The sequence below is a fragment of the Pseudanabaena sp. SR411 genome (assembly GCF_002251945.1).
GTDB lineage: Bacteria > Cyanobacteriota > Cyanobacteriia > Pseudanabaenales > Pseudanabaenaceae > Pseudanabaena.
On record NZ_NDHW01000168.1, the window covers coordinates 1 to 13,605 of the forward strand.

The 13,605-nt window shown below is 40.6% G+C and carries 12 protein-coding genes and 2 pseudogenes; 7 read left to right on the top strand and 7 right to left on the bottom strand.

Annotation, left to right across the window (positions count from 1 at the left end; genetic code table 11):
* Positions 1-157: 157 nt before the first annotated feature.
* Genes B9G53_RS17160 through rlmD form a run of 3 tightly spaced genes read right to left on the bottom strand, consistent with a single transcriptional unit; the run spans position 158 to position 3,474 of the window.
* Positions 158-898 (bottom strand): DUF3226 domain-containing protein, encoded by a 741-nt coding sequence (locus B9G53_RS17160; RefSeq protein WP_094534454.1) that lies wholly within the window; start codon positions 896-898, stop codon positions 158-160.
* Complete coding sequence (locus B9G53_RS17165) at positions 895-2,076, bottom strand: ATP/GTP-binding protein (RefSeq protein WP_094534456.1); 1,182 nt, start codon at positions 2,074-2,076, stop codon at positions 895-897. The genes B9G53_RS17160 and B9G53_RS17165 overlap by 4 nt, the downstream gene beginning before the upstream one ends.
* A gap of 33 nt (positions 2,077-2,109) precedes the next feature.
* The gene (gene rlmD / locus B9G53_RS17170; RefSeq protein WP_094534458.1) at positions 2,110-3,474 is read right to left on the bottom strand and encodes a 23S rRNA (uracil(1939)-C(5))-methyltransferase RlmD; all 1,365 of its coding nucleotides are present in this window, start codon (positions 3,472-3,474) and stop codon (positions 2,110-2,112) included.
* Positions 3,475-3,806: 332 nt separating this feature from the next.
* Between rlmD and B9G53_RS17175 the strand changes: the two genes are divergently transcribed.
* A complete protein-coding gene (locus B9G53_RS17175) occupies positions 3,807-4,613 on the top strand; it encodes an ion transporter (RefSeq protein WP_094534460.1) in 807 nt (268 codons plus the stop codon).
* On the opposite strand, the gene B9G53_RS17180 is transcribed toward B9G53_RS17175, so the two are convergent.
* Both B9G53_RS17180 and B9G53_RS17185 read right to left on the bottom strand, forming a co-directional pair.
* Positions 4,610-5,026, bottom strand: coding sequence for a hypothetical protein (locus B9G53_RS17180; RefSeq protein ID WP_094534462.1), 417 nt, complete (start codon positions 5,024-5,026; stop codon positions 4,610-4,612). The two genes, B9G53_RS17175 and B9G53_RS17180, sit on opposite strands and share 4 nt — an antisense overlap.
* A gap of 18 nt (positions 5,027-5,044) precedes the next feature.
* Positions 5,045-5,491: a hypothetical protein gene (locus B9G53_RS17185; protein WP_141211809.1), complete on the bottom strand. Its 447-nt coding sequence runs from the start codon at positions 5,489-5,491 to the stop codon at positions 5,045-5,047.
* Between the two features lie 486 nt (positions 5,492-5,977).
* On the opposite strand from B9G53_RS17185, the gene B9G53_RS17190 reads away from it, so the two are divergent.
* From B9G53_RS17190 to B9G53_RS17215, 6 genes are all read left to right on the top strand, one after another.
* Positions 5,978-6,574 (top strand): GerMN domain-containing protein, encoded by a 597-nt coding sequence (locus B9G53_RS17190; RefSeq protein ID WP_094534466.1) that lies wholly within the window; start codon positions 5,978-5,980, stop codon positions 6,572-6,574.
* 51 nt (positions 6,575-6,625) lie between these two features.
* Positions 6,626-8,197, top strand: a complete 1,572-nt coding sequence (locus B9G53_RS17195; protein WP_094534468.1) for a glycoside hydrolase family 3 N-terminal domain-containing protein — start codon at positions 6,626-6,628, stop codon at positions 8,195-8,197.
* Between the two features lie 2 nt (positions 8,198-8,199).
* Positions 8,200-8,862, top strand: coding sequence for a methyltransferase domain-containing protein (locus B9G53_RS17200; protein ID WP_094534470.1), 663 nt, complete (start codon positions 8,200-8,202; stop codon positions 8,860-8,862).
* A gap of 131 nt (positions 8,863-8,993) precedes the next feature.
* Positions 8,994-10,457, top strand: coding sequence for a D-alanyl-D-alanine carboxypeptidase/D-alanyl-D-alanine-endopeptidase (gene dacB / locus B9G53_RS17205; protein WP_094534472.1), 1,464 nt, complete (start codon positions 8,994-8,996; stop codon positions 10,455-10,457).
* Positions 10,454-10,945: a hypothetical protein gene (locus B9G53_RS17210; RefSeq protein ID WP_094534474.1), complete on the top strand. Its 492-nt coding sequence runs from the start codon at positions 10,454-10,456 to the stop codon at positions 10,943-10,945. Before dacB ends, B9G53_RS17210 begins: the two co-directional genes overlap by 4 nt.
* A gap of 342 nt (positions 10,946-11,287) precedes the next feature.
* The gene (locus B9G53_RS17215; RefSeq protein WP_094534476.1) at positions 11,288-12,067 is read left to right on the top strand and encodes an MlaE family lipid ABC transporter permease subunit; all 780 of its coding nucleotides are present in this window, start codon (positions 11,288-11,290) and stop codon (positions 12,065-12,067) included.
* Positions 12,068-12,384: 317 nt separating this feature from the next.
* On the opposite strand, the pseudogene B9G53_RS28605 reads toward B9G53_RS17215, so the two are convergent.
* Positions 12,385-12,981, bottom strand: a pseudogene (locus tag B9G53_RS28605) (IS256 family transposase); the annotation flags it as partial.
* A gap of 161 nt (positions 12,982-13,142) precedes the next feature.
* A pseudogene (locus B9G53_RS17230) lies at positions 13,143-13,605 on the bottom strand (photosystem II q(b) protein); the annotation flags it as partial.

Sequence of the window (13,605 nt, forward strand, 5' to 3'; positions counted from 1 at the left end):
WTTACGTGAGTTCGATAACTGTCGTTTCAGGGGTTTGCTTGGTAATTGCTTTTAAGACTTTGAAAGAAAGGCGATCGCCACTACATAGGATATTTGCAGGAAAAATTTGATCGGTTGAATGTAGGTGATTTGATAGGGATGATTACAAATTACATACCTAAATTTCTATCAAATCCCTCAAAAAATCTACTAAGGATCTAATAGTAGGAATCTGCTGCATAGTATTGTCATTAATCCACTTATCACCAGCAATGCTTGGGGTATTTGCTTGACCAGGTTTAAGGACACTTACCACTGTTGCTATGGTTGCTTTGTCTTTGTCAAATCTCTTCCATTTTATCTCAGAGAACTGATTAATATAGTCTTTAGCTCTTTGCATATAAATTGGATAAGCAATCTCACCACACTCACAGAGCAATGTATCTAATACTCCCTTATCTGAATTATTGGGTAGTATATATATCCCTAAATTTGGTGAACCTTTAATCACAGCACCAGCTTGATTAGGAAAGTTTGGAAAATATTCCTGAAGTCCATCACGATAGTATTCAGAAATTTCGTCAGGAGTCTTGTTGTCTGCATCAGCAACGATCGCAAAAGCTGAAAAATCGTTAGTATCAAGGTTAGATAACTTATCAATTAGGTTTGCTCTTAATTTGCTACCTTCCCCAACATAAATAGCGATCGATAAATCATCTTTGTATAAAATCGAAGGCATATCAAGTCTTGCATAATAATTACCTTTCGCAGGATATGTAGGAATGAATTTACGCCACAGAGAATCTAGTTCTGATTTTTGATTCCACTCGGTAAAGCCTAATATTTTATACAAAACCCTCTTTAAGAAAGCTTGATCGTGATTGCCTTCAACGCCTATTAACACATAGCGACGATTCACCAACGAACCTCCTGACCTAATTCTTCTCTAAGACGCTTCAATCTACTCCAATCATGTCTGACAACTTTTGTTTGAGTCTCTTTTGGCTCAAGTCTATAAAGTACTAAATCTGATGCGTTTTCATTTACTGCTAATAAAGCATCAACTGCTTCAAGGCTATGAGTTGTAGCAAAGATTTGTACATTCATTTGTTTGCTCCATTTAACCAACCACTGAAAAGAATTTTGTAATGCTTCAGTATGAATAGTTGATTCGAGTTCATCAATTAATAAGATACCTCCTTTTACACTAGCAAGTTTTAGGGCAATATGAAGTAACCGACGAACGCCATCGCCAAAAGAGCTAATTGGCACAAGTCCGAGTTTTTTATGCTGAATGTAAATACTAAAACGAAAGGATATGGATTCAGGGGGTACTAGGATATCTATACCAGAAATATTTTGATCCATCTGACTTAACAAGTCTAATACGTCAGACTTAAAGTTATGAAAGCTCGCCTCTGAGAGCAACTTAATTTGACCTATATTTGAACGATGTGAAGTCGGTGTAACAACAGATATAGGTAAGCTAACTTCTCTGTTTATGGGTTTTCTAGATAAAAGAAAATCATTTTCCCAAAGTTGATAACTATCAGTAATATTGGAATGTATACCATCCAAATGTGTTGATCTGCCGTCATATATCTCTATCTTTAAGTCAAGACCTTTGCGTGCTACTTCTAGAGTATCTTCATTGTCGCTAATTGTTTCATCTTCATCTTCGTTATCATTAATTTGTTCATATCTAGCACCCGCTCGCCTCCTCCTTTGACTTTTGTCGAGAAAATATATACCTTCAATATCTTCATATACCGCTCTCACGCTTCTGACAGAGAATTCACCATTGCCAGATATAAAAATATTGCCTACTTGGGGTAATTCTTTGTTGAACAACCATCTTAGTGCATCAATTGGTGGCGTACGAGAAGAGCTAGAAACGTCTTCTCGTTGTCTTGCAATAGTCAGCCAATTCCTCAAATTTAGAGCATCACAATAAATTGATAAAGCTTCAAGAACGCTAGTTTTACCTGAGTTATTAACACCAACAAGCAGATTAATCTGTCCAAGTTCTTTTAACTCAAGTTCTTTTAAACCTCGGAATTGATGAATTGTGATGTTTTCTAGATTTCTAGTAGTCATTGGCTTATTCTAGCGCAGCAAGTATTTTTTGATTTACGACTTTGTAAGAAATGCGATCGCCTCAACATGAGAGGTTTGTGGGAAGAAATCGATGGGTTGAATGCGGGTGAGTTGGTAGCGATCGCCTTCACACAATAATTTTAAATCTCTGGCTTGAGTAGCAGGATTGCAACTGACATAGACAAGGCGATCGGGAGGATTGTCTCGCAGAAAGTTAATTACTTCTGGTTCACAACCTTTGCGGGGAGGATCGAGGATTACGATATCGGGTTGGAGATTGAGCGTACTGATCAATTCCTCAACCTTGCCAGTATGGAAAACCACGTTATCAATGCCATTAAGTTCAGCGTTGAGTTTGCCTTGAGCCGTTGCCTGCGGCTGGATTTCGATCGCGATTGCCTGTTTGACTTGTTCGGCTAGTGGCAAAGCGATCGTGCCAATGCCTGCATACGCATCTAAGAGAATTTCGGTTCCTTCAAGATTAAGTTCTTCTTCAATAATTTTTAGCATCCTTTCGGCTTGCTCGGTATAGACTTGAAAAAAAGTATCGCCACGCAAACGGAAGGTTAAACCCGCAAACTTCTCTAATAAATAATCTTTACCAGCTATACAACGGCTTTCTTTGCCAAAAATGGCATTGGTTTTATCAGGGTTGCAATTGAGAATTACACCAACTACTTTGTCATAGCGTTCTAACCAAGTTTGAGCAAATACTCCCAAGTTAGGAACATCCCAATCTCTTGTTACTAGAGTAATCAGAATCTCACCTGTGGATCTGCCAATGCGAAGTCCTAAATGGCGGAGCAGTCCTGTATGGGTTTTCTCATCATAGATTTCCCAACATTGGTTGTGAATATCCATTTTCAATTCGGCAAGCATCGGATCAAGCCTTTCATCTTGGGCAGGACATTGATTGAGATTGACAATTTTGTGGCTTCCCTTTTGATAGTAGCCTGCTTTCAGATTGCCATCTCGACCAGTGGCGAGGGGATAGGTCACTTTGTTGCGATAATGCAAACTATCGACTGCACCAACAATGGGCGAAAGCAATTCTTCAAGAACTTCGGGATTAAATCCACCGATTCTCTGTAACGCTTGCTGGACAATATTTTGTTTGGTTATTAATTGAGCAGGATAGCTAACTGCTTGCCATTGACAACCACCACATTTATCGGCAACGATGCAACTCGGACGAACGCGATCGCTTGATGGTGCAAGAATTTTTTCGATACTCCCATGAGCAAAATTCTTTTTTACAAATTCTAATTTTGCGGTAATGCGATCGCCAGGAACACTATTAGGGACAAAGATGGCGATATTTTCATAACGTCCCACCCCATCGCCGCTATCAGCAAGATCGTCGATGGTGAGCGTAATTTTTTGTCCCTGTAGTAGCATGGTTTCCTAAATTAATCTGTGGCTGGAGATGTTTGATTATAGCTGTTACAAAAGCCGAAAATGTAGAGGCGGCGCTATGCGCCGCCTCTACATTTTCGGCTTTTGCCTTTTCGTGTGTAGCAATATCTGCATCATATCGCAATCTTCACTACTAAAGTAGATCTGTCTCCATTCTAAAAACAAAAAAGATAAAGGCGGCGTGAAGCCATAACTTTATCTTTTTTGTACAATTACAAACCAAACCCAGCAAAGGTTTTAAAACACAAAATGGTGTAGCCATTTTGTGTTTTGGTATTACTTCTTCTGTAGCAAATTGGTATTATTAGTTCGTTATGTTAGGACAAAAAATTAGCCAGAAGATAAGCTTTTATCTTGATGACCTTGCTACACCAATTGGCAAACTAATCAATATTGCGATCGCAATGCTTGTGATTGCCTCTGCGATAAGTTTCGTCGCCCAAACCTACGAAATATCCGAGATCACCCGTCACCAACTTAATTTATTAGATGACGTTATCCTCGGTATATTTGTCTTTGAATATTTTTTAAGGCTAATTTGTGCTGAACAGAAACTCAAACATCTATTTAGTCTCTATGCAATTATCGATCTAGTGGCGATTTTGCCATTCTTTTTTGGGGCGAGTGATGTAGCCTTTATTCGTTTATTGCGCTGGTTTCGGATTTTGCGCTTGATTCGTTTGGTAGAGTCAAAGTCTTTATTTGAGAACAAGAATGAAGATATAGCGATCTTATTTAAGATACTTTTTACATTATTTGCGATCGTGTTTGTCTTCTCAGGTTTGGTCTACCAAATCGAACATCCTAGCAATCCCAAGTTTCATAATTTTCTTGATGCTTTTTATTTTTCTATTTTCACCATGACTACCGTTGGCTATAGCGATGTCATGCCCAAATCTGACGCAGGTAAACTGACTACGGTGTTAATGGTACTCACTGGCATTGCGCTGATTCCTGTGCAGTTAGGAGAATTATTTAAGCGTTTAGTCCAAACTGCTAATCAAGGCGATCGCGTCAATGATATTACTAAAGATTGTGTTTGCTCTGGTTGTGGATTATCTTTACATGATGCTGACGCACAATTTTGTAAGATATGTGGTACTAAACTTGAAAACGGCTAATTCTTGAATAGAACATTCGTAATATGTCCTGCAAACAAGTCTATACCTAAAGCTGACTTAATAAGATAGAGAATTAAAATTGTGACAGCGCTAACAAGTAGACTCATCGCAATAATTAATAAAATTGCTGTAATTACATTCGCAACTTTGGCAATACCACTAACTTGGTGTGGTCTTTGTTGTTTACGCATGTCTTTGCCAATCATTAGCACAACAAAGTAGCGAGTGAAAATAAGATCGATCGCAAATCTAAGATCAATTAACTTAGGAGATGGTCGAGGTATGGCTGTGTGAATAACTGATTTTAGATCCTCTCTTTCTGCTGTATTTAATTTTTTTAAAATTTGTACAGGAATTTGATGCATGTAGTAATCTGCATCTCGCTCGGTGTAATTCTTATTAAATTGATTCATTTTGTTGTTTTGGAAGTACTAATTATTTGCCCATTGATATATATGCCAACCAAATGTCATTGCCCCCCAAGTAAGTATCGTTAATCCGTAAATGGATTTGTGTTTATTAAGTCCTAATCTATACATACTTTCTTTAGCAAATGCTAACAGAAAAATTATGCCAGTGGCGAGTATCCAGCAAGATAGCAGTAGTAAAGCAACAGTTTGAGCATTGATTTCTCCTAATCTTAATGGCTTTGCCCATACAAATACTGCTCCCCAGATCCACATAGAAAGCCATGCGATCGCTAAACTAATTGAGGAACTTCCTGTTTGAGCTAATCTCAAAGTAATTAGATAATTTCCAATCAAGATGAATGGATTAACATTGTAAGCAGCAAGCAGATAGCCTCCAACTAAGTATCCTAAAAATAAAGCTATTAGATAACCAATAGCGCTATAGGGAATAGATTGTAGTTTCATCATTGTAATCAATACAGTTTCCAAGTTTACCGCTTTTATTTAGTAGAATGTGGAGCTACAAAAACAACCTGTTGAGATGGGTTATACCAATCCACAAAAGTGTGACAACACTTTTGTGGATTAAAAACCAAATCCATCGAGGTAGGACAACCCCTCCATAGTTTCCCCTACCCCAAAATTTAGATTGCTGTAGGGCTGTACCACAAGGCAAGCCCCAAACCTAGGCTATGGAAAGAATTCCTTCTACGCAACACCAGTTTTTAGTTTTCAAATGAGCAATAGCAACGCAAGAGATAGCTTGGACAAATCAAAACCCAAAAGATGAGTGGCGGCGCGAAGCTCCACTCATCTTTTGGGTTTTATGTCCTGAGCAAAACTTATATTGCTATACGTTCATTTGAAAACTGCTATAAAATAGATCAAGGAGCTAATTTGTGTTTGTTTGCGTCAAGAATCATACAAACTTAGTTAGCGTTGAGGAGCAAAATTATGAAAATTCCAAGTTTAAGCAAAAGTACTTGGTTTGGGTTAGTGGCTGCGGCAGTTGTCGGCGGTTCGGGAGCGGCTGTGTTAGTGCATGGCACTTTTAATAATCAGCCTAATCCCAAAACATCAGCCCCAACTTCGATCAATCAAGTGGCGCAATCACCATCTGCAACTAGAGCCGTAGATGGTGAGTTAGCGGTGTATTGGATTGAGTCTAGTAAAAATAAACTGATCGCCGTACCGATCGCCGTTAAAGCCAAAAGTAACGATGAGGCGATCGCTTCAGTGATTAACCTGTTGATTGCCGAAAAACCTCCTGAAACTGAACTTTACACCGCTATTCCTGAAACTACGAAAGTCTTAAGTGCAACGTCAAAAAACAAGGAAATTCGCATTAATTTATCTAAAGACTTTACGAAAGGTGGTGGCTCAGCCTCAATGCAGGGAAGGATCATTCAGGTTTTATACACTGCCACAACTTTAGAGCCTGATGCCAAGGTTTATTTGTCCGTTGAAGGTAAACCATTAAAATATATCGGCGGTGAAGGTTTAGAAGTACCTCAACCAATGACCCGCAAAGATTTTGCGCTAGAGTTTTAGTAATGGGCGATGCTTGGCATCGTCCATGCTTAGTCCTGATTTTAGTTAATTATGTTGCCAATCAACTTGCCTGATATTGACAGCCTTAGCCTCATTGAGCAAGTTTCTCAAATGGTGGTGGTTCGCACCTGCGGAATGCTTTATGACCATCAGATTCAGTATCCGCAGTGGGAGTTGAACAATTCAAAATTACAAGCGCTGATCAGTGAATATGGAGTTGGTGGTGTAATTTTACTCGGTGGCAGTGCGCCAGAAATTGCCCTGAGAACGCAGCAAATGCAGTCATGGGCTAAGGTTCCGTTGCTGATTGCCGCAGATATTGAAGAGGGCGTAGGACAGAGATTTAGTGGTGCAACATGGTTCCCCCCACCGATGGCTTTGCAAGCAGTTTCGATGAAATACGCTGAGGCGATGGGCAAAATTACGGCGGAGGAAGCCTTAGCGATCGGTATCAATTGGTTGCTTGCGCCAATTGTTGACATCAATAATAATCCTGACAATCCCGTGATTAATGTGCGGGCTTTTGGGATTACGGTCGGAGAAGTGATGGGCGCGACGCGCGGATTTATCGCAGGAGCCAAGCAATATCCTGTGTTGACGACTGCCAAGCATTTCCCAGGACATGGCGATACATCAGTGGATTCGCATTTACAAACACCGATGATTCCTCACGATCGCCAGAGATTTGAGAATGTCGAGTTTCCGCCATTTATCAATGCGATCGCGGCGGGAGTAGACGCAATTATGAGCGCACATATTCTAGTGCCAGCCTTTGATCGCCATCATATTGCCACCTTGTCACACCATATTATTACAGGAATTTTGCGGAACGAGTTAGGTTTTGAGGGGCTGATAACCACTGATGCACTAATTATGTCAGGTGTGGCTAATTTGGACAGTCCTGAAGCGATCGCTGTCCAAGCTGTGAAGGCTGGTGTAGATATTTTACTGATGCCTGTCGATCCGATCGCCACAATTCATGCAATCTGCGAAGCCGTGGAATCAAAGGAAATAGATCGCGATCAAATTCGAGCCTCAGTTCAAAGGATATGGAAAGCGAAACAAAAGGTTTGTGGCATTCCTCCTAATCTCAAAAAATTAGGTAATCCTCTGAATCTAGGAATTGCCAAGTCCATCGCCACAAAATCGATAAATGTTTATTCCTCAATTGCAAATCTGCAATCTAGTACTATTCAAGAACGTATCGAAGCAAATTATCTGAACTTAATTATTGTTGATGATCCGCTAACTTGCGAAGAATTTCTTAACTCGCGATCGCCTGCGGTGGTATTACCAAAGCACGATGGCTATCAGCGAATTGTGGCGGATAGCTTGACCTTAGCAAATCTAAAGTATGACCAATTCTCTCAAATATTTATCCAAATCTTTAGTCGGGGTAATCCATTTCGAGGTAACACCAATCTGCATGAAAAGATTCAAATTTTAGTCACAGAATTGATATTAGAGCATAAATTGCAAGCAGTAGTTCTCTATGGCAGTCCCTACTCACTAGATCGATTGTTGCCGCTATTACCCATCCAAATGCCTTGGGGTTTTGCCTATAGCCAACAGCCAGAGTCACAGGAAGCAGTTTTACATAAATTGGGTTTTGGACAAAGCTAAATATGGCAACTTTACCTAGATTGATCTTGAGATTTATTTTGATTGCTGCCATCACCTCATCAACATTATTGGCTTGCAATTCTCTGATGATTAATAGTTCATCATCGCCAAGTAATCCCTTAGGAAGTAAACCACTCCCAGCTCTTTCCCCCATAGCGAGTAAAGATATTGAACCAGAACGGATTCCCGATGCTCCGTATGTACAAACACCGCCAGAAGTAGTGCTGAAAATGCTGGAAATGGCAAAGGTTAACAAAAATGACGTTGTTTATGATCTTGGTAGTGGTGATGGTCGAATTGTGATTACTGCTGCACAGAAATTTGGCGCAAAGGCGATCGGGATTGAGATTGATCCTGAGTTAATTAGAGAATCAGATCGAGAATCAAAAGCAGCGATCGCCCAAACACCAGAAATCCGCGATCGCATTAAATTTATTAAACAAGATTTTTTTAAAGCCGATTTAGGTGATGCTAGCGTGATTACGCTCTACCTTCTACCACAGGCAAATCTACGGGTACGTTCTGAAATTTTGCCTAAATTAAAGAGAGGAACAAGAGTTGTTTCCCATGAATATGAATTAGGCGATTTACCTCCCAATCAAATTGAGAAAGTTAAGGTTGGCAATCGTGAACATACAGTTTATCTATGGATTTTAGACAATTAGATAATCCTATGGTTTGTGAGAGTGTGCAACTTCGTTGCACACTCTCACAAACCATTTAGTACTACTAAATCATGTTTTTTATTGTTTTTTATGTTAATCTTTTGTCACTCTTGTTCTAGTCAGTTTGTCCATTGAGAAATACAATATTTATAAAGATTACTCTAGTTGTAATTTCTCTAATTACGGCTGTTCCTGCTCAGGCAAATAGTAATCGTCTTTGTCCTGCCGAATTACAAAAAGAAGTAGAAAAAGTTGCTCAATCGCCTAAATTAAAGGCGGCTCGAGTGGGTGTATATATCCAAACCAATGCACCCAATCCTCAAATATTAGCCAATCTTGATGGCGATCGTTATTTTATACCAGCTTCAAATGCCAAACTATTTGTAACGGCGATCGCTTTAAAAACATTGGGTGCAAATTATCAATTTGCCACACGTTTGATGTCGCACAATTTGCCTAATGCCAAGGGCGAACTAGAAAACGGATTATGGCTAATTGGAACAGGAGATCCTAGTTTCAACTCGGAGACTGGCTTAAAATCACTAGTCAGTCAACTCAAAAAGAAAGGTGTAAAGCGGATCAATGGTGGAATTTGGACATTGACATCCCGAAGAGGTGCGGAAGTTGCGGGTAGTTGGGAATGGTCAGATCTGCAACATTATTATGCGGCGATCGCCTCTCCTTTCACAATTAATGAAAACGCTCTAAATTGGACTGTTAGTCCCGATGCAGTTGGCAAACCTGCAATCTTTACATGGGACAATCCTGAATTGGCTAAAGATTGGCGCGTCCAAAATCAAGCAACCACAGCTAGTGCAGATTCTCCCTATAGTTTAAAAGTTGAACGTCCCTATGGTCAGAATCTACTAATCATTACTGGGCAAATTCCTGAAGAATCAAAACCCGAAATCGGCGGCGTTGCTATTCCTAATCCTGAAGCTAATTTCTTAGCTTTACTGCGCCAAGAATTAACTGCCCAAGGTATTCAGATTGCACCAGATATTACTGCCAACATCTCGAAAAAACTCCCACCCACCAAAGATTTAGCGATTAACCTCTCTCCACCAATCTCTCAATTAATCATTACCACTAACAAAGACAGCAACAATCTTTATGCTGAATTGTTACTAAGAGCTTTAGGTGATCGCCTTCATGAGATTAGTCCCGATGACAGTGTGAAGGGAGGGATGTTAGCCATTAACAAATACCTACAGTCCATGAATATTTCAGCCACGCAAGTTGCTTTAGCTGATGGCTCTGGATTATCACGCCACAGTTTAACTACACCAAAAGCGATTGTTCAACTCTTACAAACCGTTGCTAGCGATCGCAATTTTCGTCAATCCTTAGCGATCGCCAATGTTGATGGCACATTAACCAATCGATTTAAAAATACTTCAGCGCAAAGTTTACTTCAAGCCAAGACTGGTACATTATCAGGCGCAATTGTATTGTCAGGCTATGCCAATCCTCAAAATTATCGCGAAGTTATTTTCAGTATCATCATTAATAACAGCAATCTTCCACCAAAGGAGTTGCAAAAGTATGTCGATGAGATTGCTCTACTATTAACTCGCCTTGAACCCTGTGAATGAAAAATTGGTCTTCTCAACATAAATTCTTATTTATTGTTGCTATCGCTTTAACCATAGGAACTCTTTTCACAGTGATTGCTTGGTTTATCCAAGACCCATCGCCAACAACTTCATCGGAGCCTAATCTTGTCCTATGTCCAACAATGACAGATAACTTAAGTAAATCCAATAGTTTGAAATTTCACCCCATCAAAGTTGTCGCCGAACCTTGGCGTGGTGAGCATCATGTTTACGCTATCTTCGCTTTGCCTTTGCAATACAAAGATAGCTACTATCGTTCTCATCTATTGGTGAAGGATACTGATAAGCATTGGGATGTCACACCCACTGATGGGCTTAGATATGGTGCAACAACTCCAGACGATCATTTTCTCGTAATTGGATTTTTCCCGACTCGACTCACGCTCTGGTATTGGGCAAGCGGTCGGTTTGGCGATCTCCAACAACCTTGCAACTGGACGCTCCATCTTTTTCCTGTCAAAAGCTAACATACAAAGCTTTGCGCTCAAACCAAAAAGATAAGAGGCGACGCTTTGCGTCACTTTTTATCTTTTCGCCCAATAATACCAATTCACAAAAGTGTTGCCACACTTCTGTGAATTAAAAAACAAACCCAGTAAGGGTTTTAAAAACACAAAATGGCTATGCCATTTTGTGTTTTGGTATAAGAGAATGGCGGCGCTTCGCGCCGCCATTCTCTTATTGGGTTTTGATGCGGCGACAGCTATATCTTTCATAATGCAAGTAGCTATGGCTATAATTGCGAAGGCTACGATAAAAAAATAACAATTGTTTATCGCTTGTCAGTGGTGATATAGGAAATTGAAAACATGGGAAATTTTGGCAGTTGGCTAATTAAGCTTGGGCAAAGTTGTTTACTGATCGGACAAATCATCACCCATGTTCTGATCTATCGCCGCTTTCATTGGCGCAATACGATTGAGCAAATGTCGATAGTTGGCACAGAGTCACTGCTGATCACTTTGATTACGGCTTCCTTTGTTGGTGCTGTCTTTACAATCCAAGTGGCAAGAGAATTTATTAACTTTGGTGCACAACAAGCAATCGGTGGGATTTTGGCGATCGCCTTAGCCCGTGAGTTAATCCCTGTACTTACAGCCGTAATCATTGCAGGTCGTGTGGGTTCCGCATTTGCCGCCGAAATTGGCACAATGCAAGTAACTGAGCAAATCGATGCGCTCTATATGCTACGCACAAATCCTGTGGATTATCTAGCAACTCCTCGTGCGATCGCTTGTTTGCTTATGCTACCTATCCTCACAATTTTAGGATTCTTAACAGGTATGGCGGGGGGCTTATTTTTATCTCAAGCCATGTACGCCATTCCTCACAACATGTTTCTCAATTCTGTGCAGAATTTGCTTAAGCCTTGGGATTTAATTGCGGCGCTAATCAAGTCTAGTATTTTTGGAGTTTTAATTGCAGCGATCGGGACAACATGGGGCTTAACCACCACAGGCGGCGCAAAGGGTGTGGGTGAGTCCACTACTACCGCAGTTGTTACCGCACTACTGGCGATCTTTATTAGCAACTTCTTTCTATCATGGGCTTTCTTTCAAGGTATTGGTTCATCACTGACTGGAACATAGTGCTTCAAGAGTTTGCTCAAAGTCTTGTTATGTTGAGTTTAGAATACTAATTTGACTGCCAACAATTTCGCATTAACTAAAACAAGTCGGCAAAAAATCATGACTGCAACACTTATCAAGCCATCACTGCTAATTCATGAGATTTGCATTGAGAAAGTTGGGAGTCTCAGTCTGTTTAATACCAAATCACAAAAGAGAGGCTACAGATAGAGCATCAAGAATGGAAGCCCAACCGACAATAGAGGCAATGATAGATTTAGTCATCTCAGAGAGACGATTCTTGGAGACTGTCAAGTAGATTGTGTAAAGTCTAGGAGCTAGATGTGGAGACGATCCTCAAAGAGGATAGCAAAGCGATTGAGGGCGGGTTTCCAATCACGAATCGAGCCTTGTCCATTTCTTAGAAATATTCCGCATCGCCAAATAAACCAGCTTGAAAGAAGCCTCATCGGTCGAAAAAATCTGTTGAGACTTAATCACCTTCCGCAAACTGCTATTCATTGACTCAATCGCATTGGTGGTGTAAATCGCCCTGCGAATCTCAGGTGGGAAAGCAAAGAAGGGGATAATATTCGCCCAATGATTGCGCCAAGACTTGGAGATTGATGGATATTGCTTGTCCCACTTCTCCGCAAAGAGTTCAAGGTTAAACTCCACCTCCGATTCCGTTGCCGCAGCATAAATAGCCTTGAGGTCGGCACAAACATGCTTGCGTTGTTGCCAAGGCATAAAAGCGACTGAGTTTCTGACCATGTGGACAATAACCTTACCTGCATTTTGGGAAACACCGTTTCAAGTGCCTTAGGAAACCCAGACAAACCATCAACACAGGCAATCAATATATCTTTGACTCCACGGTTATGAATTTCGGTGAGTACCGACAACCAGAATTTGCCTCCCTCATTGGGGGATATCATCTGTATCCTCTTCTTTGTGTTTTGGTATAACTAAATTTTTGAACAACATTCTTTAATCGAAATGAGTAGATACGCAGTTACATTACATCAATAAAAAAGCCTCTCCGCAAGGAGAGGCTTTTTTACTTAACTTACTTCGATAATAATAATCTCGAAGATTAACCGTTGATAGCAGGAGCAGCCATTGCTACTGGTGCTACATCAACAGCAGCCAAATCGAGTGGGAAGTTGTGAGCGTTGCGCTCGTGCATTACTTCCATACCCAAGTTTGCGCGGTTGATTACGTCTGCCCAAGATGGTACGACACGACCTTGGCTATCAGAAATCGATTGGTTGAAGTTGAAACCATTCAAGTTGAACGCCATGGTGCTTACGCCCAATGCGGTAAACCAGATGCCGACTACTGGCCATAGAGCCAAGAAGAAGTGCAAGCTGCGGCTGTTGTTGAAGGATGCGTATTGGAAAATCAAACGTCCGAAGTAGCCGTGGGCTGCAACGATGTTGTAGGTTTCTTCTTCTTGTCCGAATTTGTAGCCTGCGTTTTGGCTTTCGTTTTCGGTGGTTTCACGAATCAAGCTGGAGGTTACGAGTGAACCGTGCATGGCACTGAACAACGAACCG

Excerpts from the sequence above, each read along its gene's own strand:
- B9G53_RS17200 (WP_094534470.1), top strand. The coding sequence starts at position 8,200 with ATGGCAACTTTACCTAGATTGATCTTGAGATTTATTTTGATTGCTGCC.
- B9G53_RS17185 (WP_141211809.1), bottom strand. The coding sequence starts at position 5,491 with ATGATGAAACTACAATCTATTCCCTATAGCGCTATTGGTTATCTAATA.
- B9G53_RS17175 (WP_094534460.1), top strand. The coding sequence starts at position 3,807 with ATGTTAGGACAAAAAATTAGCCAGAAGATAAGCTTTTATCTTGATGAC.
- rlmD (WP_094534458.1), bottom strand. The coding sequence starts at position 3,474 with ATGCTACTACAGGGACAAAAAATTACGCTCACCATCGACGATCTTGCT.
- B9G53_RS17165 (WP_094534456.1), bottom strand. The coding sequence starts at position 2,076 with ATGACTACTAGAAATCTAGAAAACATCACAATTCATCAATTCCGAGGT.
- B9G53_RS17180 (WP_094534462.1), bottom strand. The coding sequence starts at position 5,026 with ATGAATCAATTTAATAAGAATTACACCGAGCGAGATGCAGATTACTAC.
- B9G53_RS17190 (WP_094534466.1), top strand. The coding sequence starts at position 5,978 with ATGAAAATTCCAAGTTTAAGCAAAAGTACTTGGTTTGGGTTAGTGGCT.
- B9G53_RS17210 (WP_094534474.1), top strand. The coding sequence starts at position 10,454 with ATGAAAAATTGGTCTTCTCAACATAAATTCTTATTTATTGTTGCTATC.
- B9G53_RS17215 (WP_094534476.1), top strand. The coding sequence starts at position 11,288 with ATGGGAAATTTTGGCAGTTGGCTAATTAAGCTTGGGCAAAGTTGTTTA.
- B9G53_RS17195 (WP_094534468.1), top strand. The coding sequence starts at position 6,626 with ATGTTGCCAATCAACTTGCCTGATATTGACAGCCTTAGCCTCATTGAG.